The organism is Enterobacter quasihormaechei (genome assembly GCF_004331385.1).
Classification (GTDB): Bacteria; Pseudomonadota; Gammaproteobacteria; order Enterobacterales; family Enterobacteriaceae; genus Enterobacter; species Enterobacter quasihormaechei.
Genome location: NZ_SJON01000008.1, coordinates 1 through 23,901 on the forward strand (window position 1 = coordinate 1; position 23,901 = coordinate 23,901).

Below are 23,901 nucleotides of genomic sequence, written 5' to 3' on the forward strand. Positions count from 1 at the left end.
AGTCAGGGTAGTTTTACCATGGTCAACGTGGCCGATAGTACCAACGTTGACGTGCGGTTTTGTACGTTCAAATTTTTCTTTAGACACGGCTATATTCCTTACTATAGTGCTCTCCCCTTCGGAGAGAGCACGGGACTTAGGTTTTAATCCTGTGGATTACTTACCACGGGCTTCGATAACGGCCTGAGCAACGTTGTTCGGCGCATCATCATACTTCAGGAATTCCATAGTGTATGATGCACGACCTTTGGTCAGAGAACGCAGCTGAGTTGCATATCCGAACATTTCAGACAGCGGAACTTCAGCGTGGATCTTAACGCCAGTTACTTCGGATTCCTGACCACGCAGCATACCGCGACGACGGCTCAAGTCACCGATAACGTCACCGGTGTTCTCTTCCGGAGTTTCTACTTCAACCTTCATGATTGGCTCAAGCAGAACTGGTTTTGCTTTCTTAAAGCCTTCTTTAAAGGCAATAGACGCAGCCAGTTTAAACGCCAGTTCAGAGGAGTCAACGTCGTGGTAAGAACCGAAGTGCAGACGAACACCCATGTCTACAACCGGGTAACCAGCCAGAGGACCAGCTTTCAGCTGCTCCTGGATGCCTTTATCAACGGCAGGGATGTATTCGCCAGGAATTACACCACCTTTGATGTCGTTGATGAACTCGTAACCTTTAGGGTTAGAGCCCGGCTCCAGTGGGTACATGTCGATCACAACGTGACCGTACTGACCGCGACCACCAGACTGCTTAGCGTGTTTACCTTCAACATCGGTAACTTTCGCGCGAATCGCTTCGCGGTAAGCAACCTGAGGTTTACCCACGTTCGCTTCAACGTTGAATTCACGTTTCATACGGTCAACGATGATGTCCAGGTGCAGTTCACCCATACCAGCGATGATGGTCTGGTTAGATTCTTCATCAGTCCATACGCGGAATGATGGGTCTTCTTTCGCCAGACGGCCCAGAGCCAGACCCATTTTTTCCTGGTCAGCTTTGGTTTTTGGTTCAACCGCGATGGAGATTACCGGCTCTGGGAATTCCATACGCTCCAGAATGATTGGGTGATCCGGGTCACACAGGGTGTCACCAGTAGTCACGTCTTTCAGACCGATAGCAGCAGCGATGTCGCCCGCACGAACTTCTTTGATCTCTTCACGTTTGTTAGCGTGCATCTGTACGATACGGCCAAAACGTTCACGCGCCGCTTTCACGGAGTTCAGGATGGTGTCACCGGAGTTAACCACACCAGAGTAAACGCGGAAGAAGGTCAGGTTACCCACGAATGGGTCGGTAGCAATTTTGAACGCCAGTGCAGAGAACGGCTCGTCATCACTTGCGTGACGCTCAGCCGGAGTATCTTTACCGTCGTCCAGGATGCCGTTGATCGCAGGAACGTCAACCGGGGATGGCAGGTAGTCAACTACCGCATCCAGCATTGCCTGAACACCTTTGTTCTTGAACGCAGAACCACAGGTTACCAGGATGATTTCGTTGTTCAGAACGCGCTGACGCAGAGCAGATTTGATCTCTTGCTCAGTCAGTTCTTCACCACCCAGGTATTTCTCCATCAGCTCTTCAGAAGCTTCTGCTGCGGATTCGATCAGGTTCTGGTGCCATTCGTCAGCCAGGTCCTGCATCTCTGCCGGGATATCTTCGTATTCGAAGGTAACGCCCGCATCTGCTTCGTTCCAGTTGATCGCTTTCATTTTCACCAGGTCGATAACGCCGGTGAAACCTTCTTCAGCACCAATTGCCAGCTGAAGCGGAACAGGGTTCGCGCCCAGACGGGTTTTGATCTGGCCAACAACTTTCAGGAAGTTAGCACCCATACGGTCCATTTTGTTAACGAACGCGATGCGTGGAACTTTATATTTGTTCGCCTGACGCCATACGGTTTCAGACTGTGGCTGAACACCACCAACTGCGCAATAAACCATTACCGCGCCGTCAAGAACACGCATGGAACGTTCTACTTCGATGGTGAAGTCAACGTGCCCTGGGGTGTCGATGATGTTTACGCGATGCGGTTCGTACTGCTTAGCCATACCTGACCAGAAAGCAGTAGTCGCTGCGGAGGTGATAGTAATACCACGCTCCTGCTCCTGTTCCATCCAGTCCATGGTGGCAGCGCCGTCATGAACTTCACCGATTTTATGGTTTACACCGGTGTAGAACAGAATACGTTCGGTAGTAGTGGTTTTACCGGCGTCGATGTGCGCACTGATACCGATGTTACGGTAGCGTGCGATGGGTGTTGTACGAGCCATTTGATTCCTCGTTTATATCTTTAGGCGTTCAGTTAAGTTACCCAGAGCGGGCGGCTTCTCTGAAGCGCCCGCCTGGTGACTACGACTCCGAAGGGATTACCAACGGTAGTGTGCGAACGCCTTGTTGGCTTCTGCCATACGGTGAACGTCTTCACGTTTCTTAACTGCGGTACCTTTGTTTTCCGCAGCATCAGAAAGTTCGTTCGCCAGACGCAGAGCCATGGATTTATCACCGCGTTTACGAGCAGCTTCAACGATCCAACGCATTGCCAGAGCATTACGACGAACCGGACGAACTTCAACTGGAACCTGATAAGTAGAACCACCAACGCGGCGAGACTTAACTTCTACAGTCGGGCGCACGTTGTCGAGAGCGACTTCGAAAGCTTCCAGTTCATTTTTACCAGAACGCTGAGCCAGGGTCTCCAGCGCGCTGTATACGATTGCTTCTGCGGTAGATTTTTTACCATCTACCATCAGGATATTTACAAATTTTGCCAGCAGTTCTGATCCGAATTTCGGATCTGGAAGAATTTTACGCTGACCAATGACGCGACGACGTGGCATGGGATTACTCCGTTGTTAATTCAGGATTGTCCAAAACTCTACGAGTTTAGTTTGACATTAAGATAAATCAGTTTGGCCTTACTTAACGGAGAACCATTAAGCCTTAGGACGCTTCACGCCGTACTTGGAGCGAGCCTGCTTACGGTCTTTAACACCTGAGCAGTCCAGCGCACCACGAACGGTGTGGTAACGAACACCCGGAAGGTCTTTAACACGACCGCCACGGATCAGGATCACGGAGTGCTCCTGAAGGTTGTGACCTTCACCACCGATGTAGGAAGTCACTTCGAAACCGTTAGTCAAACGCACACGGCATACTTTACGCAGTGCGGAGTTTGGTTTTTTAGGAGTGGTGGTATATACACGAGTACATACACCACGTTTCTGCGGGCAGGCTTCCAGCGCAGGCACGTTGCTTTTTGCAACTTTGCGTGCACGTGGTTTGCGTACCAGCTGGTTAACTGTTGCCATTAAATAGCTCCTGGTTTTAGCTTTTGCTTCGTAAACACGTAATAAAACGACCTCATACAATATGAGGACGCGAAATTTTAGGGCTACGTCGAAAAGGTGTCAAGAAATATACAGCGATCTCAAATCACCAGTTCATTTGACTGGCATGCGTCACAGTAAGATTGACGAAATCAGTATAGCCAACCACGTCAATTTTGGCTGAAATTTGACCAGAAAGACCCCGCGCATCCAGATCGTCCTTCAGCGCAGAGACAGTTATGGGGGCATTACTGAGGATTTCAACAAAACGGCTGCCTTCAAGCGCCGCCAGCACGCCATCCTGAATCAGCAGCAGATCGTCGCCTTCGCGCAGCATGCTCAGTAACGTGTCGATATCGCATTGCCACGGTGAACGGCTCAGGGTATGGAGCATGACGGCCTCAGAAAGTCAGAACGGTATCGTAGTGAGAGAGATGTTCGCGCAGCGCCGTAGAGGCGAGGATCGTCACGTCCAGCACGAACGATGTATTCTCGTTTAACCCACGAGCGGCCAGCGAGTCGGCACACACATAGAAGGTTTCAATGTCATAGAGCGGCAGGACCTTAAAGGTCGCAATGTAATCGCGCGCGAGAATAGCCTGCGGCTGTTGGCCGCCCAGAAGCTGGAATACGCCATCGCCTATAAAGAACACGCCGATATCTTCGGTTAATGCCGATGTCGCGAGCAATGCATCCAGCCCTTCGCGACCTGAAGCGCTGCCGTGCGGCGCAGAAGTAAACACAAACGCTACGCGCTTCATCAAAATTGCACCACTCTGTCGCAGGTCAACGCGGCCTGTGCCAATGCACCTAATCCGCTGAGCGAAAAGCCCGGTTGCAGGTTGGCCCCCGCCAGACCGAGGCGTTCGGCTTCGGTCGCATCCGCCACACCGCGACGCAGTGCCGCGGCGACGCAGATATGCAGCTCAACGCCCTGCGTTTCGTTTAATTTTTGCCAGGCGCGCACAAGGTCAAACTCATCGCTTGCCGGAGAGGTAAACTGGTTCGCGTTATACACTCCTTCACGATAGAAGAAGACGCTTGCCAGTTCATGACCGGCATCAAGCAGCGCATGGGCAAACTGTAGCGCGCTGCTGGCCTGCTGGGTTCCGTACGCCGGGCCCGTCACCATTAACGCAAAGCGCATTACTTGTCTTGCCCCAGGAAATCGCCGCTTTTGAACTGGCGAATATAAAGGTAAACCGTGTGTTTAGAGATATTCAGGCGATCGGCTACCTGGTTGATTGCATCTTTGATATCAAAAATCCCTTTCTCATAGAGGTTCAGGACGATCTGACGATTCTTGGCGTTGTTGGATACGTTGCGATCGGCATTCACCTCTTCAATGGTGAACTCCAGCGTCTGGGTCACGAGATCCTCAACAGAGGAAGCAAAGTTCACCGACGAGCCCACATCCGGTGTTTCTGGCGGAATGAAGGTGCTCATGATTTGAGAGAAGGGCACATCAAGGTTCATGTTGATGCACAGCAACCCGATAACCCGGTGGTCGCGGTTTCGAATCGCGATAGTTTCTGATTTCATCAGCACGCCGCTTTTGGCGCGGGTGAAATAGCATTTTGAGACGCTGCTGTCCGCGCCGGTCATGTCATGCAACATACGCAATGCAAGGTCGGTGATTGGCGAACCAATTTTACGGCCAGTGTGCTCACCGTTCGCAATGCGGATAGCGGAACACTTAAGATCTTGCAGGGAATGCAATACGATTTCGCAGTGGGAACCAATGAGCATCGCTAACCCGTCCACTACCGCTTCGTAGGATTTCAGAATATCGAAGTCGGTCTGGTCAAATGGACGTTGATCCAGCAAATCAAGTTCACTGGTTTCGTTGGTTAAAAGCGACCTGGACATGAAAAAAACACTCCTTTTCAGGAGCCTGTCGTTAGGTTTTCAGGGCAGGCTCATTATCTACACGGACAACTAAATTAATACAGCGTGTATAACGCTTTCCAGTGTTAATTATATCTGCCCCACATAAAAAAAACCGCCGCCTGGCAGGCGGCGGTTTTTCTCAGCATTACTTCTTGGCTGCTGCGGCTTTATCGTCAGCCGGTGCGTCTGCTTTCGCATCCGCTTTCGGAGCCGGTTTGATGTCCAGCAGTTCTACGTCAAATACCAGCGTAGAGTTAGCCGGGATGCCCGGAACGCCCGTTTTGCCGTAAGCCAGGTCTGGTGGAATGACCAGCTTGATCTTACCGCCTTTCTTGATGTTCTTCAGGCCTTCAGTCCAGCCCGGGATCACACCGTCCAGACGGAAGGAGAGAGGCTCACCGCGGGTGTAAGAGTTATCGAACTCTTTACCGTCGATCAGCGTACCTTTGTAGTTCACCACAACGGTGTCGCTGTCTTTAGGCGCGTCGCCGGTCCCTTCTTTCTCAACTTTATAGATCAGGCCGGTAGAAGACGTTTTAACGCCTTTCTCTTTAGCAAACTTGTCGCGGTAGGCTTTGCCTTTCGCTTCGTTATCTTTAGCGTCTGCTTCCATCTTGGTTTGAGCGGCGCCTTTCACACGCGCTTCAAACGCTTGCAGAGTCTGCTCGATTTCCTGATCAGAGAGCTTGCTCTTGTCGGCGAACGCATCCTGAACACCGGCGATCAGCTGGTTTTTGTCCAGTTTGATGCCCAGCTTCTCTTGTTCTTTCAGAGAGTTTTCCATGTAACGACCCAGAGACGCGCCAAGTGCGTAGGCGGATTTCTGGTCGTCATTTTTGAATGCCGCTTTGCTGTCTGTAGTCGCAGCAGGCTTCGCAGCAGTATCAGCAGCGAAAGACAGTGGCGCGTTGAGCGCAACGGCCATCGTGGTCGCCAGCAGCGTAACTTTAAACAGTGATTTCATCCATATCTCCAGGACCTGAGGTCTCTCACCCCAGTGTTAAACGTAAATGAGTGACGTACTATAAAACGTTGTGGAAGAAATCTACAGACAGACTCCCCCTATTGTCGCCTCTTTTCAGACTATTTTTGTTTAAATAAGTTTCTTGTCAGGGAGATGGATACTGTACTTAAGGAAAAAGTCAGCTACACTTCGCCGCCGCTGGCCCATTATGGCGTATGAGATATAAACGAGGTGAATGATGAAGGATACAATGATCGAAGCGAGACTGGCTGAGCTGGAAAGCCGCCTGGCTTTTCAGGACATCACCATCGAAGAACTGAACCAGACCGTAACGGCCCATGAGCTTGAAATGGCAAAACTGCGCGATCATATGCGCCTGCTGACGGAAAAGCTGAAGGCCACGCAGCCGTCGAATATTGCCTCTCAGTCGGAAGAGACGCCACCACCTCATTATTGAGGCGTAAAAAAAGCGGGATTATCCCGCTTTTTTATTTTCCGCAGTACGGAATCAGTGGCAACCGCAACCGCCGTTACCGCAACCACCTTTACCGTGGTCGTGGTCGTGACCATGGTCGTGGCCGTGACCACCGCAGCAGCCGTCATGGCCGTGATCGTGGTCGTGACCGTGCGCACCGTGAACGTGGCCATGAGCCAGCTCTTCTTCGGTTGCTTCACGGATAGCAACAACTTCTACGTTGAACTTCAGGTTCTGGCCAGCCAGCATGTGGTTGCCGTCAACCACAACGTGGTCGTCTTCAACTTCAGTGATTTCAACAGGAACCGGACCCTGGTCAGTTTCAGCCAGGAAGCGCATGCCAACCTGCAACTCGTCAACGCCCATGAACACGTCTTTAGGAACGCGCTGAACCAGGTTGTCGTCATACTGACCGTAAGCGTCGTTCGCGCCTACAGCAACGTCGAATTTGTCGCCAACTTCATGGCCTTCCAGCGCAGTTTCCAGGCCGGAAATCAGGGAACCGTGACCATGCAGGTAGTCCAGCGGCGCACTCACCGGAGACTCATCAACCAACACACCGTCTTCTGTACGTACCTGATAGGCCAGGCTGACCACCAGGTCTTTTGCTACTTTCATGATATCTCCTGAGCGTGGGAAAATTACTGGCGCAGATTGTAGCGGAAATCTGCACCCGTGTACCCTTAAGCTTAAAAAAACTCAGAGCATATCGCTAGTCTGGATGAAAAATGCCGATCACTTGCTCTTCTTTGCGAACGTGATCGCGGGCTTCTTTGTCGGCCTCACGCATCTGGTGGCCGCACTTAACACATTCAACGATATCGATATTATTTTCGCGCCACATGGCCAGCGTATCTTGCGCCTGGCAGGACGGGCATTTTGCGCCCGCGATAAAGCGTTTACGTACAGCCATCTTTCGTTACCCTTTATTCAAATTCATCCCAGCCGTCGAGCTGGCGTCGTTCCTGCTGCATTTCACGCTGGAAGATCTCCTCCAGCTCGCGACGCGCTTCCCGCACGCGGGAGATCTGCGCCGTGTCGCTGTGCACGGGCATGAGCTCGCGCAGCATGCGCATATCCAGCCGGCGGAAATGCATCTGGGCCCGCTGGGCCTGGTGAGGATGCATCCCAAGCGAGATAAGCGCCTTACGCCCCAACTCCAGCGCACTGGAAAACGTTTCACGGGAGAAGTGTTTCACACCCGCCTGCAAAAGTTCGTGAGCTTCAACACGTCCGCGGGCACGCGCCAGAATATGCAGATGCGGGAAATGCTGCTGGCACAGCTCCACCAGCTTCATGGTGTCTTCCGGATCGTTGCAGGTGATAATGATGGACTCCGCGGCCTCCGCTCCCGCCGAGCGCAACAGCTCAAGCTGCGTCGCATCGCCGTAGTAGACCTTATAACCGTATTTGCGCATAAGATTGACCGCGCTGATATCGCGCTCCAGCACCGTGATGCGCATTTTGTTCGCCATCAACAGACGGCCAATCACCTGTCCGAAGCGGCCAAAGCCCACGACGATCACCTGCGGCTTATCGTCCTCCACCCACGGAGTTTCATCTTCATCGGTTGCCGGGTTCAGGCGGCGCGACAGCAGTTTATCCACCAGCTTCATCAGCAGCGGCGTGGTCATCATCGACAGCGTTACCGTCACCAGCAGCAGCGCCATCTGGTCATCTTTGAACAGCTTCTGAGACGACGCCGTGGAAAACAGCACAAATGCAAACTCTCCACCCTGGCTTAACACGCTGGAGAACTGCATTCTTTCCGAGCTGCGCAGCCCGTAAATTCTCGCCAGAACATACAGCACCAGCGTTTTCACCGCGACCAGCACCGCCACGCTCATCACGACCCACAGCAGATGGGTATAGAGCACGCCGAGGTTGAGCGCCATGCCCACCGAAATAAAGAATAGCCCTAACAGCAGCCCCTTAAACGGATCGATGGCGGTCTCCAGCTCGTGGCGGTACTCACTTTCCGCAAGCAGCACCCCGGCGATAAACGTCCCGAGCGCCATCGACAGCCCGAGGGCATCCATGAACAGCGCCGAGCCGAGCACCAGCAGCAGCGTTGCGGCGGTAAATACCTCGCGCACGCCGGATGCGGCAATGAACCGGAATACCGGGCGCAGTAAAAACCGTCCGCCAATCAGCATGCCCGCGAAGGCCAGCACCTTCATGGCGATTTTCATCCAGTCGAAATGATCGTCTCCTGAGCCTGCCAGCAGCGGCACCAGCGCCAGCGCCGGGATCACCGCTAAATCCTGGAACAACAGCACCGAAAAGCCCAGCTGCCCCGCCTCGTTGCGGTTCATCCCCTTGTCGCGCATCAGCTGTAGCGCCATCGCCGTCGACGACATCGCAAGACCGATCCCGCCAATCACCGCCGCCTGCCAGGAAAACTGCGTCAGCATCAGCAGGCCCGCCAGAATGGCGGCGCTGAGTAACACCTGCGCCGCCCCGACGCCAAAAATAGATTGCCGCAATTGCCATAGCTTGGAGGGGTTCAGCTCAAGACCGATGATGAACATCAGGAACACCACGCCCAGCTCGGAGAAGTGGAGAATTTCATCCACATCGCTGATGAACCCCAGCCCCCAGGGGCCAATGGCGATCCCCGCCAGCAAATAGCCCAGCACCGCGCCGATGCCGAGACGCGCGGCAAGCGGCACGGCGACCACGGCGGCAAACAAAAACAGCACCCCGGCAAGGAGTAAATTCGAACCGTCCATTAGCGTCCTCCCGCCGGTATCGGTGATGCCAGCCATTCTCCGTAGGCTCTGGCATGGCTCGCCAGCGCCTTTGGTTCCTGCCGCCGCGCCCAGTAAACAATAATCGGGCTCATCCAGTGCATGCGGCACATCGCCGCCGTCAGCTCGAACGGCCTCAGGATGTCGCTCATGGGATAACGGTTCAGCCCGTCGTGACGGTAAGCACTTTCCGGCTCACCGGTGGTAATGACGCTCCGCCAGTACTTTCCCGCCAGCTGGTTGCCTCCCACCCCGCTGGAAAAGCCCCGGCTCAGCACGCGGTCCAGCCACTCTTTGAGCAGCGCCGGACAGCTGTAGGTATAGAGCGGATGCTGGAACACAATCACGTCATGCTGACGCAGCAGTTCCTGCTCGTAAGGAATATCGATAAAAAAATCAGGATAGTGCGCGTAGAGATCGTGCACCGTGACGTTACTGAGCTGTGTGGCCGGCTTAAGCAGCACCCGGTTCGCCACCGAGTCCTGAGATTCCGGATGGGCATACAGCAGCAGCACTTTCGCTGTCTGAGACATCACTCCCCTCCCGGTTCTGTTTTTGTGTATTGTTGTCGTTTTGGGCTACCATGGCGGCCCGGTGGGGAAAATGGCCCACACCTTACATTATCATAATGACAAATTAACATAGTCGGAACATACGGCGCTTCTATGATTGTTTTCTCCTCGTTACAAATTCGTCGCGGCGTGCGCGTCCTGCTGGATAACGCGACTGCTACCATCAACCCGGGCCTGAAGGTGGGGCTGGTCGGCAAAAACGGCTGCGGTAAATCCACCCTGCTGGCGCTGCTGAAAAACGAGATAAGCGCGGATGGCGGGAACTTTACCTTCCCGGGCAACTGGCAGCTTGCCTGGGTGAACCAGGAGACGCCTGCGCTGAGCGAACCCGCACTCGACTATGTTATCGACGGCGACCGCGAATACCGCAGGCTCGAAGCGGAGCTCAATGCCGCCAACGAGCGCAACGACGGCCACGCCATCGCCACCGTTCATGGCAAGCTGGACGCCATCGACGCCTGGACCATTCGCTCCCGCGCCTCCAGCCTGCTGCACGGTCTGGGCTTCAGCAACGAACAGCTTGAACGCCCGGTCAGCGACTTCTCGGGCGGCTGGCGTATGCGCCTCAACCTGGCGCAGGCGCTGATCTGCCGCTCCGACCTCCTGCTGCTCGATGAACCGACCAACCACCTCGATCTCGATGCGGTTATTTGGCTGGAGAAGTGGCTTAAGAGCTATCAGGGCACTCTGATTCTGATCTCCCACGACCGCGACTTCCTCGATCCGGTGGTGGATAAAATTATTCATATCGAACAGCAAAGCATGTTCGAGTACACCGGCAACTACAGCTCCTTCGAACGCCAGCGCGCGACGCGCCTTGCCCAGCAGCAGGCGATGTATGAAAGCCAGCAGCAGCGCGTAGCGCACCTGCAAAGCTTTGTGGATCGCTTCAAGGCTAAGGCGTCAAAAGCCAAGCAGGCGCAGAGCCGCATCAAGATGCTGGAACACATGGAGATGATCGCCCCCGCGCACGTGGATAACCCGTTCCACTTCAGTTTCCGCGAGCCGGAGAGCCTGCCGAACCCGCTGCTGAAAATGGAAAAAGTGAGCGCAGGCTATGGCGATCGCATTATTCTCGACTCTATTAAGCTTAACCTGGTGCCGGGTTCACGCATTGGTCTGCTGGGGCGTAACGGCGCCGGTAAATCCACGCTGATCAAGCTGCTGGCGGGCGAGCTTAACCCGGTCAGCGGCGAAATCGGCCTGGCGAAGGGCATTAAGCTTGGCTACTTCGCCCAGCATCAGCTGGAATTTTTACGCGCGGATGAATCGCCAATTCAGCACCTGGCTCGCCTGGCCCCGCAGGAAATGGAGCAAAAGCTGCGCGACTACCTCGGCGGCTTCGGCTTCCAGGGCGATAAGGTCACTGAAAACACCGCGCGTTTCTCGGGCGGTGAAAAAGCCCGCCTGGTGCTGGCGCTGATCGTCTGGCAGCGTCCAAACCTGCTGCTGCTCGACGAACCGACCAACCACCTGGATCTCGACATGCGTCAGGCGCTGACCGAAGCGCTGATTGAGTTCGAAGGGGCGCTGGTTGTCGTGTCGCACGATCGCCACCTGATCCGCTCCACCACCGACGATCTCTACCTGGTGCACGGCGGCAAAGTGGAGCCGTTCGACGGCGATCTGGAAGATTATCAGCAGTGGCTGACGGACGTGCAGAAGCAGGAAAACCAGCCGGAAGAGTCAGCGAAATACAACGCCAACAGCGCGCAGGCGCGCAAAGACCAGAAGCGCCGTGAAGCGGAGCTGCGCACCCAGACTCAGCCGCTGCGTAAAGAGATTGCCCGTCTCGAAAAAGAGATGGAAAAGCTCAACGCCACGCTTGCCGCCGTTGAAGAGAAGCTGGGCGACAGCGACCTGTACGATCAGCGCTGTAAAGCGGAGCTAACGGACTGCCTGCAAACGCAGGCGAAAGCCAAATCCAGCCTCGAAGAGTGCGAAATGGCCTGGCTGGACGCGCAGGAACAGCTGGAAGCGATGCTGCAAGCCGACTAACACGCCGGGAGGGTTATGGGTTTCGATACCACGAGCGAGATTACGTTCCGTAAGCTCAGCATCTTCATGACGTTCATGGAGAAGGGCAATATCGCGCGTACCGCCGAAACGCTCGGCCTGAGCGGCGTCAGCGTGCACCGGGCGCTGCATACTCTGGAAGAGAACGTCCGCTGCCCGCTCTTTACCCACAAAGGGCGCAACCTGATTGCCCTCCCCTCGGCGTGGACGCTGCTGGAGTATTGCCAGGAGGTGATGCAGGTGATGGAGCGCGGGCTGGAAGAGTCGCGCAAGGTCGCCGGCATTGGTCAGGGGCGGTTACGCGTCGGCACGCTCTACTCGCTGACGCTGGAAACCGTGCCGCGCCTGATCATGGGCATGAAGCTGCGCCGTCCGGATCTGGAGATGGATCTCACGATGGGATCTAACGAAACCTTGCTGCACATGCTGGATGAAGGGTCGCTGGACGCGATTTTAATCTCTATCTCCGAAAGCGATATCGACCGTAACAGCCTCGAAGTGCTGCCGCTGTTCCACGACGATATTTTCCTTGCCGCACCGGCCTCTGCCACGCTCAATACCAGCGGCCCCGCCGATCTGCGCGACTATAAAGATCGGAAGTTCGTCGCCCTCGCGGAAGGGTTCGCCACGTATGCGGGGTTTCAGGAAGCGTTTCATATCGCTGGCTTCGAGCCGGATATTGTGACGCGGGTGAACGATATCTTCTCGATGCTGAGCCTGGTGCAGGCAGGGGTCGGGTTTACGCTAATGCCGGGCAGGATGAAGAAAGTGTACGAAAATTCGGTGCAGCTGTTAAAGCTGGCGCAGCCGTACCAGATGCAGCAGCTGATTGCGATCGTCTTTGCCCGCAACCGCGAGCAGGATCCCAGCCTGCGGGCGCTGGCCGCTGAAGGGCGAATGTATGCCCGCAGTTTGCAGGATGGTGCCTGATGTTATTGCCCGGTAGCGCTACGCTTACCGGGCCTACTCCCGGATTGTAGGCCCGGTAAGGCGCAGCCGCCACCGGGCATCAAACTCACCGCTGAAGCCGCCCTGCCAGATGCACCGCCACGTCCACCCCGCTGCGCTCCAGCGAAATGGATTCCCCTTCCCAGGCCGCCTGACGCGTCAGGCAGGTCAATATGCCCCCTGGCGGCATCTCAATCGCCAGCCGCGCTTCGCGTTCATTGGCGGAAATGACTGCCTCCTGCCAGCGCACGGTGCGCGCCATGTTCATCGCCAGGTCATCGGCAATTTTCTCTGGCTGCCAGAGCACGCGCCCGGTACTGCCGCTCAGGTATGCGCAGCGGGGGCGTGAAAGCGTGACCGATTCAAACGCCGCCACCAGCTTCTGCGCCGGTTCCGCCAGCAGCTCGCAGTGCGACGGCACGCTTACCGCCAGCCGTTTGGCCTTGCTCGCACCCTTCGCCAGCGCGCGTTCGGCTACCTGCGCCATGCCGTCATCGGTTCCGGCTATAACGATCTGCGTTTCGGCATTCAGATTTGCGATATAGGTTCCTGTTCCCTGGATAAGGTTTTCCACCTGCGGCAGGGTCAACCCCATTATCGCCGTCAGGCCGTAGCCGTGCGGATACGCCTGCTCCATCAGATCGCCACGCAGCGCCACCAGCTTCAGCGCGTCCGTAAACGCCAGCGCGCCCGCCACTACCGCCGCGGGATAAGCGCCAATCGATAAACCGCTGACGATATCCGGCGACACGCCGCGACGCTCCAGCTCGCGCGCCCAGGACACGCCGGCAATTAACAGTGAAAGCTGAACCGCGCGGGTATGGGTCAGCGAGGCTGCGCTGTCCAGGGTATCGACTTCCGCCCCCAGCACAGCACGAGCCTGCCCCAGCTCCGTTCCCGGCAGGTTTTGCAGCATACCTTCATGCTGGGTGCCCTGCCCCGGAAAGGTAAACAGTATTTTCATTACTCCTCCCTGTGCCATGGATCCGCCACCAGGCGCGGTCCACGGCGGGTTTTCAGCAGCGTTTTGCCATCGCGTAACCATTCCGCCAGCGCGAATCCGCCCTCGGGCGTATCCACCTGCGTATCCGCCCGGCACAGCGCGCGGCCAAGCTGAGCCTGCCAGCCGGTAAACGCGTCAGGTGACACGGCGTGCGGAGCGCGGATGAGCAGATCGAGATCGCTGTCGGCGTGGATCACCGGAATACCGGTCGCCAGCGCGTAACCCGTACTGCCGGTTATCCCCCACGTCCACGGCCACGACTGCTGAGCAAGCTGGAGCGCCACCTGAACCGGCGGCTGAGTGACAAACGGCGAACGCAGCAGATCGGCGGTGACGCACAAATCTTCAGGCGAAACCACGCGCAGCACGTTCCCGGGCTTCACCCATCCGGCCGCACGCTGGTCGCGACGCAAACCGCGCACGCCAACGGGAATACGGCCTTCACTATCAACATCACGCCGTACCACTACCGGCAGCCCGGTATGCCAGGCCGCGTCCACCCAGGAGTCGGTGACGCCTTCCAGCGCGTCACGCGCGGTAAGCCAGATAAGGTCGTGGGGGCGTAATGTTGTGGTCATGATTACATTCCTGAAGTCAGCGAAATAAACAGCGGCAGCGACAGGATACACAGTACGGAGCTCAACAGCAGCACGGCTTCTGCATCCGGCGACTGCACGCCAAAGCGGTTACCGAACACGACGCCGAAGAAGCCCGCGGACAGCGCAATCATCAGGATGGCGGTGATCGCCACGGAGCCGTGCAGACCGAAGATCAAGACGATACCCCAGGCAATCGCTGGCTGGATCAGCAGTTTAGCGATGGTGGAGGTGATCACCATAGTGTTGATCTGAAGCTTACGCGCGGAGAGGATCACCCCGGTCAGGAACAGCGCCGCAGCGGTCGCGGACAGTCCCAGCGGTTTAATCGCCGCCAGTACCAGCTCCGGCATTGTGATGCCGATAGCGGACAGGATCACACCCAGCAGCGGGCCCATCACGATCGGTTTTTTAATGGAACGCCACATCAGCACCGGCAGCATAGAAAGCGTTGAACCGGAGTTATTGCCTTCGGCGCGGGCTTTCTCACGCTCCAGAATCAGCAGGCAGAACGGGGTCATCAGCACCGAACCACAGGCGATGGAGACCGCCACGGAGAGTGAAGTAGAAGAACTTTCACCCAGCACGCTGCCCAGAATCGGCAGGCCGAGCGCCGCATAGTTTGGCAGGGCGACGGTCAGCGTCAGCACGGCCGCATCCTGCGGGGATTTTTTAAAGACGTTGGTGGCGAGGAAGTAGATGGCCGCATAGGTGATCCACATCGCCAGAGTGAGAACCAGGATCAGCGGCGACTGCGCCACAATGCCGGTCCACGGGGTTTGCACGGTGGCGCTGAACAGCGCGGCAGGGAGTGCAAAATCCATAACGAAGATATTGAGCAGGGAAACATTTTTGTTATCGACCATCTTTGCCTTACCGGCCCAGAATCCCAGCAGCATGATGACGAAAATCGGTGCAAGAGCATGAACAATTACGTAAGTCATAAATCACCTGTAGTAAAAAAGTTTAAGCACTGGCGCGATGTTTATTATTTTCAGGATGCAGCTCCCCGCGTGGACGCAGCGGGTGCGCCCACGGGGTGATGCATCTGGCAGGTCTCTTGTTACTTACCAGCTGGCTCGCATGCGTTCACGTACGAGCGCCGAGCTGCGGCGGTTGTCAGCACCCAGACGGTTTTTCAACGTGGTGTCCTGACGAGCGTCACTGATGGCCTGTTGCAGGGTGGTTTTCACCAGCGTCAGATCGTTATCGGAAGGGGCATCCGGATTGCTGATGTCCAGCAGGTCAGAAAGCAGCCCCAGCGTGGCGTAGTTGCTGATGTCGTACGCCATTGGCGGAATGGTTGCCGCCAGTTTTTCCAGCGCCTCTACGGTACGCAGCGTAATGCGCGCCGCAGACTCTTTGCCCATCGCGTGGATCAGCACGCCTTTATCGTTAAAGGCAATCAGGCGGTTAGCCTGGTAGCCGTGCGCCAGAAACGCGCCGGACATGGCCTTACCGACGATAAGACCAATCACCGGATGCCCCGCTAAACGCGCGTTGGCGTAGGCGGCAGCGGCTCCGGCCAGCGCCTGGTGGATACCAAACGCCTCTTCGCGACGGCCATAGGCCTGGCTTGGGACGTCGATCACCGCCACAATCGGGCGCTTCACGGCTTTATCAGCGTCAGCGGCTACGGTTTCGCTGACCACTTTTGCCAGCGTCCAGCCTTCCAGCAGGCCGACTTCCCCTTGCGCCGCGCGCGGGAAGTGGTTGTTGGCGTCCGGCACCACGGCGACAAAGCGCACCGTTTCACCGTTCAGCTCGGCGTCTGCCGCCTGCACGGACGGGCATAACCCTTCCAGACGTTTGGCGTTAGGGGCGAGGGTTTCCAGCCAGAGTTCGCCACGGCTTATTGAAGTACTCATCATTTCACCTCCCGGGCAAAAAGCGCTTTAATCTGTTCGGCATCGGCCTGTTTGCGGGTGTCGAAATTCGTCAGACGGTTCAGGTAATCGTCGTAGTTATCGGTGCGATGTTTCGCCGGTACGCCTTTGGCGATGGCCTCGTTCATCGCGGCTTTCACCGCGTTCACGCCGTCGCCGACGAGCGCGTCCACCAGCCCGCTTTCATAGCGCACTTCGCCGCCGGTCATGCTCCAGATAAACGGACGGTCGCGGGAGTCGTACTCTTCAATGCCCGCTTCCTGCTCAATAACCTGCGGGCCGTTGAGGCCAAGACGCGCTTCGCGGGTCACAATCAGGTAGCTGCACAGCGCCGCGGCGATAGACATCCCGCCGAAGCAACCTACGGTCCCGGCGACAATCCCGACGACCGGGGTATAGCGACGCAGGTCAACGATCGCGGCGTGGATATCAGCAATCGCCGCCAGGCCAAGGTTGGCTTCCTGCAAACGTACGCCACCGGTTTCGAGGCACAGTACCGCCTGAGTCGGAATGCCGTTGCGGTTATCTTCCGCCGCCAGCTCCAGCGCCGCCGCCATTTTGGCGCCGGACACTTCGCCCATGCTGCCGCCCTGGAAGGTGCCTTCAATCGCCACGACTACCGCAGGCTGGCCGTTGATGGTCCCTTTCGCGACCACCATGCCGTCATCGGACTGAGGAACAATCCCCTGTGGCCCAAGCCATGGAGAGATAATGCCTTCAAACGGATCCAGCAGTTCGCGGTAGCTGCCGTCGTCAAGCAATGCCTGCGCACGCTGGCGCGCTTTTAGTTCGATAAAGCTGCTGTCATCACGCATGATTCACCCCTTCAAAGACCTGTTCGATACGAATGCGCGCCACGCCCGGCGTCGCGCCGAAATCGTGGATGGTCAGTTTGCCTGCGGGCAGGCTGCTGACGGTTTGCAGGCGGTTGAACAACGCCTCCCAGCGTCCGCGGCTGTTGTCGACGGAGGTGGTGATATCAATGGTTAAGGTCTGGCCCGGTTCGGCGGTGAAAAGCGCCTCCATATCCCCGGAACCGACTACCCCTGCCAGCGCCCTGCCGCTTACTTCGCGGCTGGCGGGCACGGTCAATGTAATTTTTTCCATAACATCCTCTTAATGCTTTGAATAGGGCGTTTCGATGCGGTCAAGAAACAGCGTGGCGGCAAGCAGGTCTGCGGCACCGCCCGGCGAGGCGTTGAGCGTCAGCATCTGACGGTCTAACCGCGCCAGCGCCTGCTGCCCGGCAAGCGTTGCGCATCCTCCGGCGTTCAGCACCGCACGGGCACCGTTCTGCATGGCGTCCAGCCCCTCCATGCCGGCGCGCGACAGCACGCAGGTATCGGTGAGCGAGGTCATGATCGCCATCAGCGCGTCAAGCCTGGCGTGCGTTTCGCTGCTGCCGTTGAAACGGCTGAGGCGAAGCTGCGGCAGCGCGCGCTGCATAACGTGCGGAAACGCCTGCTGAGCCTCTTCACGCGCGCCCGGCACGCGATAGCGGTGCGTGGCGCGTAACCCTTTGCTGAACACTTTTGGTGCCGCGTCGTCCGGCAGTTTCGCCAGCTGCGCGGCGGTGTTCGCGACGGCCTGCGCGCTGGCATCACCGCCCAGCATCGCCACCGCGCTCACCAGCAGTCCTAAAGCCCAGATCGCGCCACGGTGCGTATTCACGCCGTCGGTAGCGGCCATCATCTGCCGTTCACCTTCGCGACCCAGGCGGCCAACGGTTTGCCTGAGGGCAATATCCGCCGGACGCTGCCAGCTCTGCTGCGCCAGCGCCTGAAACGTGGGGGTCAGGCTGTGGGCGGAACGCTCCATCAGCGCAAGCGATAAATCGTGGTGCGCGCCGTTCCCCCGGCTGTCCACCAGACCGGGTTTCGGGCTTAAGCGTGCTTCGTCAATCAGACACTGCGTGGCGGTTCGCGCCAGCCATTCGGCACCGCCTTCAACCTGAATCTGGGGCAGAAGTTTCATTACCAGCTCCGGAATTTCGCAGGTGGGTTATACAGACCGCCGGACCACTCAACGAGGTCGGACACGCTGCCTGCGGCCAGCAGAGAGCGGGTGGCGTCGGTGCGGCGAATACCCATATCTTCGGGATAAACCACCTTCCCGCTCTGGCGAAGTTCCGCCACGCGTTTGGCATCCACGCCCAGACCGATATCGGTAATACCCGCCACGGCGGCGACCATCGCGCGACGCTCTTCCAGATCTTTCGCCCGGTAGAGGTACGCAATCCCCTCTTCCGTCAGTACGTGAGTGACGTCATCACCGTAAATCATGACCGGCGCCAGCGGCATACCGGAGGCTTTCGCCACGTCTACGGCGTCGAGTTTTTCCACGAAGGTTGGCTTCACGCCCGCCTGGAAAGTTTCCACCATCTGCACGACCAGCTTTTTACCGCGCTGCATTGGGTCCGGCTCGGTGATCATGTTCAGCCAGGCCGGCGTGGCGTGGCGACGACCGTGCGGATCGTGGCCCATGTTTGGCGCGCCACCGAAGCCGGAGAGACGACCGCGGGTCACGGTTGAGGAGTTCGCGTAACCATCAACCTGTAGCGTAGAGCCGATAAACATATCCACCGCGTACTGACCTGCCAGCTGGCAGAAGGCGCGGTTAGAGCGCATAGAGCCGTCTGCACCGGTAAAGAACACGTCCGGACGGGCGCGGATGTACTCTTCCATCCCCAGCTCGCCGCCGAAGCAGTGGACGCTCTCCACCCAGCCGCTTTCGATGGCGGGGATCAGCGTTGGATGCGGGTTCAGGGTCCAGTGTTTACAGATTTTGCCTTTGAGCCCGAGCTGTTCGCCGTAGGTTGGCAGCAGCAGCTCAATCGCCGCGGTGTTAAAGCCGATCCCGTGGTTCAGGGACTGCACCTGGTGCTCCGCGTAGATGCCTTTAATTGCCATCATCGCCATCAGGATATGTTCCTGTTTGATGAGGCGCGGGTCGCGGGTGAAGAGCGGTTCAATAAAGAACGGCTTGTCCGCCACCACCACGTAATCGATCCACGAGCCCGGGATATCGACGCGCGGCAGGTCGCACTCGTCGTCCACCAGTTCGTTCACCTGTGCGATGACGATACCGTCGTGGAACGCGGCAGCTTCTACCAGCGCCGGGGTATCTTCGGTACTCGCCCCGGTATAGAGGTTGCCTTTGCGGTCCGCTTTAAAACCGGCAATCAGCGCCACGTTTGGCGACAGGTCAACGTAGAGACGTGAATAGAGTTCGATGTAGGTGTGGATCGCCCCGATTTCGAGCTGACCATCTTCCAGCAGCTGCGAAATGCGCAGGCTTTGCGTACCGGAGAAGGAGAAGTCCAGCTTGCGGGCGATACCTTTCTCAAAGATGTCCAGATGTTCGCTGCGGCCCACGCTCGGCATGATCATATGCAGGTCATGTACGATTTGCGGGTTCACTTCCGCCAGTGAACGGGAAAGGAAATCCGCCTGCTTCTGGTTATTACCTTCCAGAACGACTTTGTCGCCTGGTGCGATCAGTTTTTCCAGCATGGCGACAAGATCGCCCGTTGGCAGTACCTTGCCCTGTACCGGTACGGATGCCAGACGACGCGCTTTCTCAGTGCGTCGGGTGTTCCATTGCCGGGTGGGAGTTTGCCCAGATAACATTATTAACCTCCTGATTCAGCACATCATTCTGATTTGCCTGACGTTGAGTAAAGTGTGCGCTCTGGTGAGAAAGGCATCAATTAAGCGTAGGACGGAATCATTAGCCTGAGAGTAATAAACAAGGTAAGGAAATGTGATCGGGATCAGTTCATATTTCGGAAAAACGGGCTAAACGGGGTACAATCCGGAAGGTATAGTTAATTACTGACAAGAATCAGCATCGTCCCTATGACCCAAATCATTCCCTCAGACTTCGACATTGCAGCCGAAGAGAGCGCAGAGTTTGTGCCCATGCGCGGGGTGGCTAACCCCCACCTGCAAACCATGCTGCCGCGCCTGATCCGGCGCAAGGTACGGTTCGCCCCTCACTGGCAACGCCTGGATTTGCCGGATGGCGACTTTTTGGATCTTGCCTGGAGCGAAGATCCGGAGCGGGCCAAACATAAACCTCGTCTGGTGGTGTTTCACGGTCTGGAAGGTAGCCTGCACAGCCCTTACGCCCACGGCCTCATCGAGGCGGCGAAAGCCCGCGGCTGGCTTGGGGTCGTGATGCACTTTCGCGGATGCAGCGGCGAGCCGAATCGCCAGAAACGCATCTATCACTCCGGTGAAACCGAGGACGGCACCTGGTTTCTGCGCTGGCTGAGAGACCGTTTTGGCGCCGCGCCAACGGCAGCGGTGGGATATTCGCTGGGCGGCAATATGCTGGCCTGCCTGCTGGCGAAAGAGAGCGACGCCGTACCGCTGGATGCGGCGGTTATTGTCTCTGCGCCATTTATGCTTGAGCAGTGCAGCTATCATATGGAAAAGGGGTTTTCGCGAGTCTACCAGCGTTACCTGCTCAACCTGCTGAAAGCCAACGCCGCGCGCAAGCTAAAGGCCTACCCGGATACGCTGCCTGTGACGCTGCAACAGCTCAAACGCGTGAAGCGCCTGCGCGAGTTTGATGATTTGATCACCTCGAAAATTCACGGCTTTGCCGATGCAATCGACTATTACCGTCAGTGCAGCGCCATGCCTTTACTGAATCAAATCACGAAACCCACGCTGATTATCCACGCCAAAGACGATCCGTTTATGGATCATCACTCGATCCCCGCGCCCGATTATCTGCCGGCCAACGTGCAGTATCAGCTTACCGAGTTTGGCGGACACGTCGGCTTTGTTGGCGGCACGCTGCGTCGGCCTAAAATGTGGCTTGAGACGCGTATTCCCGACTGGTTAACGGCTTATCTGGACGGTAAAAAATGATTATTCCCTGGCAGGATCTCTCTCCCGAAACGCTCGATAATCTGATTGAAAGCTTTGTCTTGCGCGAAGGCACCGATTATGGTGAACATGAACGTTCGCTTGAACAAAAGGTCAACGATGTTAAGCGCCAGCTTAAAAGCGGCGACGTGGTGCTGGTATGGTCCGAACTGCATGAGACGGTCAATATCATGCCCCGCAACGCGTTTCATGGCTGATCTTAAAACTTTTCCAGTCAGGGAGTTGCTATGTCTGCCAGACATCCGGTTATTGCCGTTACGGGTTCGAGCGGGGCGGGAACCACCACCACCAGCCTCGCCTTCCGCAAGATCTTCGCACAGCTGAATTTACGGGCGGCAGAGGTAGAGGGCGACAGCTTTCACCGCTACACGCGCCCGGAGATGGACATGGCCATCCGCAAGGCGCGCGATCTGGGTAAACACATCAGCTACTTTGGTCCGGAGGCGAATGACTTCGGCCTGCTGGAGCAAACCTTCCGCGAATACGGGCAAAGCGGCACCGGACAGTCCCGCAAGTATCTGCACACCTACGATGAAGCCGTTCCCTGGAACCAGGTACCCGGCACGTTCACGCCCTGGCAGCCGCTGCCGGAACCGACTGACGTGCTGTTTTACGAAGGGTTGCACGGCGGCGTGGTGACGCCTCAGCACGACGTGGCGCGCCACGTGGATTTGCTGGTAGGGGTGGTGCCGATTGTAAACCTTGAGTGGATCCAGAAGCTGACGCGCGACATCAGCGAGCGCGGCCACTCGCGTGAAGCGGTGATGGACTCGGTGGTGCGCTCCATGGAAGATTACATCAACTTCCTGACGCCACAGTTCTCCCGCACCCACATTAACTTCCAGCGCGTGCCCACCGTGGATACCTCTAACCCGTTCGCCGCGAAAAGCATTCCCTCGCTGGACGAAAGCTTTGTGGTGATCCACTTCCGCAACCTGGAAGGCATCGATTACCCCTGGCTGCTGGCGATGCTGCAAGGCTCGTTTATTTCGCACATGAATACGTTAGTGGTGCCGGGCGGAAAAATGGGGCTGGCGATGGAGCTGATCATGACGCCGCTGGTGCAGCGGCTGATGGAAGGGAAGCAGATCGCGTGATTTTTTTGCCCGGTGGCGCTGCGCTTACCGGGCCTACGGTCATTCTTTTGTAGGGCGAGTCAGCGAAGCGCCACCCGCCAAAAGATTAAGCCTCGATCACTTCATACGAATGGGTGATGTTTACCGCTTTCTCCAGCATCAACGCCACGGAGCAGTACTTCTCCGCTGAGAGATCCACCGCGCGTGACACCGCCGCGTCTTTCAGCGCTTTCCCGGTGACAACAAAATGCAGATTGATGTGCGTGAACAGGCGTGGCGCCTCTTCGCGACGTTCTGACGTCAGCTTCACTTCACAATCGGTCACGTCATGACGGCCTTTTTGCAGGATCGACACCACGTCGATCGCGCTGCATCCCCCTGCCGCCATCAGCACCATTTCCATCGGGCTTGGGGCTTTATCGCCTGAGTTACCGTCCATCAAAACCTGGTGCCCGGAGGCCGACTCGCCCAGGAACGTTAACCCTTCAACCCATTTCACACGCGCTTGCATATTCACTCACTCCAACGTTGCATTTTTTATGACAGATTACGTGTACGTTACATTTCTCGCAACGGAAGGCGACCTGCGTCATGCTGAAGCGAGACACCAGGAGACACGCAGCGAAAGCTATGCTAAAACACTCTGGATGCTACAGTAATACATTGACGTTACACATGTATGCAGAGGACATCAAACTTTACTGGCTGCGAAACGTTACGACAGCCGACTTCCCAGGGTATGGGTAAGAATTCGATTGCAACCCCAGAGTCCGGATGCATCTTATGACTCTGGTGACAGCTTATAACAGAGGATAACAGCGCATGGTGCTTGGCAAACCGCAAACAGACCCGACTCTCGAATGGTTCTTGTCTCATTGCCACATTCATAAGTACCCATCAAAGAGCACGCTGATTCACCAGGGTGAAAAAGCGGAAACGTTGTATTACATCGTTAAAGGCTCGGTGGCCGTGCTGATCAAAGATGAAGAAGGGAAAGAGATGATCCTTTCTTATCTGAACCAGGGCGATTTTATCGGTGAACTGGGCCTGTTTGAAGAAGGCCAGGAACGTAGCGCCTGGGTTCGTGCAAAAACAGCATGTGAAGTGGCTGAAATTTCTTACAAGAAATTCCGTCAGCTGATTCAGGTCAACCCTGACATCCTGATGCGTCTTTCTTCCCAGATGGCACGCCGTCTGCAAGTGACCTCTGAGAAGGTGGGTAACCTTGCTTTCCTGGACGTAACCGGTCGTATCGCGCAGACGCTGCTGAACCTGGCGAAACAGCCGGACGCCATGACCCACCCTGACGGTATGCAAATTAAAATTACCCGCCAGGAAATCGGTCAGATTGTCGGCTGCTCCCGTGAAACAGTGGGCCGTATCCTGAAGATGCTGGAAGACCAGAACCTGATCTCCGCCCACGGTAAAACCATCGTGGTTTACGGGACCCGTTAATTCCGGTCAGACGGCGTGCCGCCGCAGGGTGGCACGCCGTTTTTG

At 56.7% G+C, this 23,901-nt stretch carries 29 protein-coding genes; 7 read left to right on the forward strand and 22 right to left on the reverse strand.

Annotation, left to right across the window (positions count from 1 at the left end; translation table 11 throughout):
- From E0L16_RS12015 to fkpA, 9 genes are all read right to left on the reverse strand, one after another.
- Positions 1 to 87, reverse strand: an 87-nt coding sequence (locus E0L16_RS12015) for a GTP-binding protein (RefSeq protein ID WP_002436303.1), incomplete at its 3' end; no start/stop codon positions are given.
- A 69-nt stretch (positions 88 to 156) separates the two neighbouring features.
- The gene (fusA, locus tag E0L16_RS12020) at positions 157 to 2,271 is read right to left on the reverse strand and encodes an elongation factor G (protein ID WP_063449470.1); all 2,115 of its coding nucleotides are present in this window, start codon (positions 2,269 to 2,271) and stop codon (positions 157 to 159) included.
- A gap of 96 nt (positions 2,272 to 2,367) precedes the next feature.
- Positions 2,368 to 2,838 carry a 30S ribosomal protein S7 gene (rpsG, locus tag E0L16_RS12025; RefSeq protein ID WP_003861706.1) on the reverse strand — a complete coding sequence of 157 codons (471 nt, stop codon included), beginning with the start codon at positions 2,836 to 2,838 and terminating at the stop codon, positions 2,368 to 2,370.
- A 96-nt stretch (positions 2,839 to 2,934) separates the two neighbouring features.
- Positions 2,935 to 3,309: a 30S ribosomal protein S12 gene (gene rpsL, locus E0L16_RS12030; RefSeq protein WP_000246815.1), complete on the reverse strand. Its 375-nt coding sequence runs from the start codon at positions 3,307 to 3,309 to the stop codon at positions 2,935 to 2,937.
- Positions 3,310 to 3,433: 124 nt separating this feature from the next.
- Positions 3,434 to 3,721 carry a sulfurtransferase complex subunit TusB gene (gene tusB, locus E0L16_RS12035; protein ID WP_063449471.1) on the reverse strand — a complete coding sequence of 96 codons (288 nt, stop codon included), beginning with the start codon at positions 3,719 to 3,721 and terminating at the stop codon, positions 3,434 to 3,436.
- Positions 3,722 to 3,728: 7 nt separating this feature from the next.
- Complete coding sequence (tusC, locus tag E0L16_RS12040; protein WP_131637004.1) at positions 3,729 to 4,088, reverse strand: sulfurtransferase complex subunit TusC; 360 nt, start codon at positions 4,086 to 4,088, stop codon at positions 3,729 to 3,731.
- Positions 4,088 to 4,474: a sulfurtransferase complex subunit TusD gene (gene tusD / locus E0L16_RS12045; protein WP_063865797.1), complete on the reverse strand. Its 387-nt coding sequence runs from the start codon at positions 4,472 to 4,474 to the stop codon at positions 4,088 to 4,090. The genes tusC and tusD overlap by 1 nt, the downstream gene beginning before the upstream one ends.
- Positions 4,474 to 5,196 carry a helix-turn-helix transcriptional regulator gene (locus tag E0L16_RS12050; RefSeq protein WP_023333674.1) on the reverse strand — a complete coding sequence of 241 codons (723 nt, stop codon included), beginning with the start codon at positions 5,194 to 5,196 and terminating at the stop codon, positions 4,474 to 4,476. Before E0L16_RS12050 ends, tusD begins: the two co-directional genes overlap by 1 nt.
- Positions 5,197 to 5,362: 166 nt before the next feature.
- Positions 5,363 to 6,181 carry an FKBP-type peptidyl-prolyl cis-trans isomerase gene (gene fkpA, locus E0L16_RS12055; protein ID WP_107534032.1) on the reverse strand — a complete coding sequence of 273 codons (819 nt, stop codon included), beginning with the start codon at positions 6,179 to 6,181 and terminating at the stop codon, positions 5,363 to 5,365.
- Between the two features lie 238 nt (positions 6,182 to 6,419).
- Here fkpA and E0L16_RS12060 point away from each other — a divergent pair, with 238 nt between their 5' ends.
- Complete coding sequence (locus E0L16_RS12060; protein ID WP_063449475.1) at positions 6,420 to 6,638, forward strand: protein SlyX; 219 nt, start codon at positions 6,420 to 6,422, stop codon at positions 6,636 to 6,638.
- Positions 6,639 to 6,689: 51 nt separating this feature from the next.
- Here E0L16_RS12060 and slyD read toward each other — a convergent pair whose 3' ends face one another.
- The 4 genes from slyD to kefG form a co-directional block, all read right to left on the reverse strand.
- A complete protein-coding gene (slyD, locus tag E0L16_RS12065) occupies positions 6,690 to 7,274 on the reverse strand; it encodes a peptidylprolyl isomerase (protein ID WP_131637005.1) in 585 nt (194 codons plus the stop codon).
- 94 nt (positions 7,275 to 7,368) lie between these two features.
- The gene (locus E0L16_RS12070) at positions 7,369 to 7,569 is read right to left on the reverse strand and encodes a YheV family putative zinc ribbon protein (RefSeq protein ID WP_003861689.1); all 201 of its coding nucleotides are present in this window, start codon (positions 7,567 to 7,569) and stop codon (positions 7,369 to 7,371) included.
- 13 nt (positions 7,570 to 7,582) lie between these two features.
- On the reverse strand, positions 7,583 to 9,388 hold the full coding sequence (gene kefB / locus E0L16_RS12075) for a glutathione-regulated potassium-efflux system protein KefB (RefSeq protein ID WP_063865786.1): 1,806 nt from the start codon (positions 9,386 to 9,388) through the stop codon (positions 7,583 to 7,585).
- On the reverse strand, positions 9,388 to 9,939 hold the full coding sequence (gene kefG / locus E0L16_RS12080) for a glutathione-regulated potassium-efflux system ancillary protein KefG (RefSeq protein WP_074160922.1): 552 nt from the start codon (positions 9,937 to 9,939) through the stop codon (positions 9,388 to 9,390). Before kefG ends, kefB begins: the two co-directional genes overlap by 1 nt.
- Before the next feature lie 132 nt (positions 9,940 to 10,071).
- Here kefG and E0L16_RS12085 point away from each other — a divergent pair, with 132 nt between their 5' ends.
- Together E0L16_RS12085 and E0L16_RS12090 are read left to right on the forward strand one after the other, a co-directional pair.
- Positions 10,072 to 11,976, forward strand: a complete 1,905-nt coding sequence (locus E0L16_RS12085) for an ABC transporter ATP-binding protein (RefSeq protein WP_131637006.1) — start codon at positions 10,072 to 10,074, stop codon at positions 11,974 to 11,976.
- Positions 11,977 to 11,991: 15 nt separating this feature from the next.
- A complete protein-coding gene (locus tag E0L16_RS12090) occupies positions 11,992 to 12,924 on the forward strand; it encodes a LysR substrate-binding domain-containing protein (protein ID WP_063865781.1) in 933 nt (310 codons plus the stop codon).
- 85 nt (positions 12,925 to 13,009) lie between these two features.
- Here E0L16_RS12090 and mdcH read toward each other — a convergent pair whose 3' ends face one another.
- The 8 genes from mdcH to mdcA all read right to left on the reverse strand — a co-directional run bounded on the left by mdcH (position 13,010) and on the right by mdcA (position 20,056).
- The gene (gene mdcH, locus E0L16_RS12095; protein WP_131637007.1) at positions 13,010 to 13,906 is read right to left on the reverse strand and encodes a malonate decarboxylase subunit epsilon; all 897 of its coding nucleotides are present in this window, start codon (positions 13,904 to 13,906) and stop codon (positions 13,010 to 13,012) included.
- Positions 13,906 to 14,523, reverse strand: a complete 618-nt coding sequence (locus E0L16_RS12100; RefSeq protein ID WP_107534038.1) for a malonate decarboxylase holo-ACP synthase — start codon at positions 14,521 to 14,523, stop codon at positions 13,906 to 13,908. Before E0L16_RS12100 ends, mdcH begins: the two co-directional genes overlap by 1 nt.
- 2 nt (positions 14,524 to 14,525) lie before the next feature.
- A complete protein-coding gene (locus tag E0L16_RS12105) occupies positions 14,526 to 15,485 on the reverse strand; it encodes an AEC family transporter (protein WP_131637008.1) in 960 nt (319 codons plus the stop codon).
- A 123-nt stretch (positions 15,486 to 15,608) separates the two neighbouring features.
- Positions 15,609 to 16,409 (reverse strand): biotin-independent malonate decarboxylase subunit gamma, encoded by an 801-nt coding sequence (gene mdcE, locus E0L16_RS12110; protein WP_131637067.1) that lies wholly within the window; start codon positions 16,407 to 16,409, stop codon positions 15,609 to 15,611.
- On the reverse strand, positions 16,409 to 17,242 hold the full coding sequence (locus E0L16_RS12115; protein WP_063865774.1) for a biotin-independent malonate decarboxylase subunit beta: 834 nt from the start codon (positions 17,240 to 17,242) through the stop codon (positions 16,409 to 16,411). The genes mdcE and E0L16_RS12115 overlap by 1 nt, the downstream gene beginning before the upstream one ends.
- The gene (gene mdcC / locus E0L16_RS12120) at positions 17,235 to 17,534 is read right to left on the reverse strand and encodes a malonate decarboxylase acyl carrier protein (RefSeq protein ID WP_015571419.1); all 300 of its coding nucleotides are present in this window, start codon (positions 17,532 to 17,534) and stop codon (positions 17,235 to 17,237) included. The genes E0L16_RS12115 and mdcC overlap by 8 nt, the downstream gene beginning before the upstream one ends.
- A 9-nt stretch (positions 17,535 to 17,543) precedes the next feature.
- Complete coding sequence (locus E0L16_RS12125; RefSeq protein ID WP_063865768.1) at positions 17,544 to 18,401, reverse strand: triphosphoribosyl-dephospho-CoA synthase; 858 nt, start codon at positions 18,399 to 18,401, stop codon at positions 17,544 to 17,546.
- Positions 18,401 to 20,056, reverse strand: coding sequence for a malonate decarboxylase subunit alpha (gene mdcA, locus E0L16_RS12130; RefSeq protein ID WP_063449487.1), 1,656 nt, complete (start codon positions 20,054 to 20,056; stop codon positions 18,401 to 18,403). The genes E0L16_RS12125 and mdcA overlap by 1 nt, the downstream gene beginning before the upstream one ends.
- Before the next feature lie 228 nt (positions 20,057 to 20,284).
- Here mdcA and E0L16_RS12135 point away from each other — a divergent pair, with 228 nt between their 5' ends.
- The 3 genes from E0L16_RS12135 to E0L16_RS12145 are packed head-to-tail and all read left to right on the forward strand — an operon-like array spanning position 20,285 to position 22,422.
- Complete coding sequence (locus E0L16_RS12135; protein ID WP_063449488.1) at positions 20,285 to 21,307, forward strand: hydrolase; 1,023 nt, start codon at positions 20,285 to 20,287, stop codon at positions 21,305 to 21,307.
- Positions 21,304 to 21,522 (forward strand): YheU family protein, encoded by a 219-nt coding sequence (locus E0L16_RS12140; RefSeq protein WP_003861664.1) that lies wholly within the window; start codon positions 21,304 to 21,306, stop codon positions 21,520 to 21,522. The genes E0L16_RS12135 and E0L16_RS12140 overlap by 4 nt, the downstream gene beginning before the upstream one ends.
- A gap of 30 nt (positions 21,523 to 21,552) precedes the next feature.
- On the forward strand, positions 21,553 to 22,422 hold the full coding sequence (locus tag E0L16_RS12145) for a phosphoribulokinase (protein ID WP_063449489.1): 870 nt from the start codon (positions 21,553 to 21,555) through the stop codon (positions 22,420 to 22,422).
- An 85-nt stretch (positions 22,423 to 22,507) separates the two neighbouring features.
- Here the strand turns inward: E0L16_RS12145 and E0L16_RS12150 are convergent, their stop codons facing one another.
- On the reverse strand, positions 22,508 to 22,912 hold the full coding sequence (locus tag E0L16_RS12150; RefSeq protein WP_063449490.1) for an OsmC family protein: 405 nt from the start codon (positions 22,910 to 22,912) through the stop codon (positions 22,508 to 22,510).
- A 311-nt stretch (positions 22,913 to 23,223) separates the two neighbouring features.
- On the opposite strand from E0L16_RS12150, the gene crp reads away from it, so the two are divergent.
- Complete coding sequence (crp, locus tag E0L16_RS12155) at positions 23,224 to 23,856, forward strand: cAMP-activated global transcriptional regulator CRP (RefSeq protein WP_000242758.1); 633 nt, start codon at positions 23,224 to 23,226, stop codon at positions 23,854 to 23,856.
- The last annotated feature ends 45 nt before the right edge of the window (positions 23,857 to 23,901 follow it).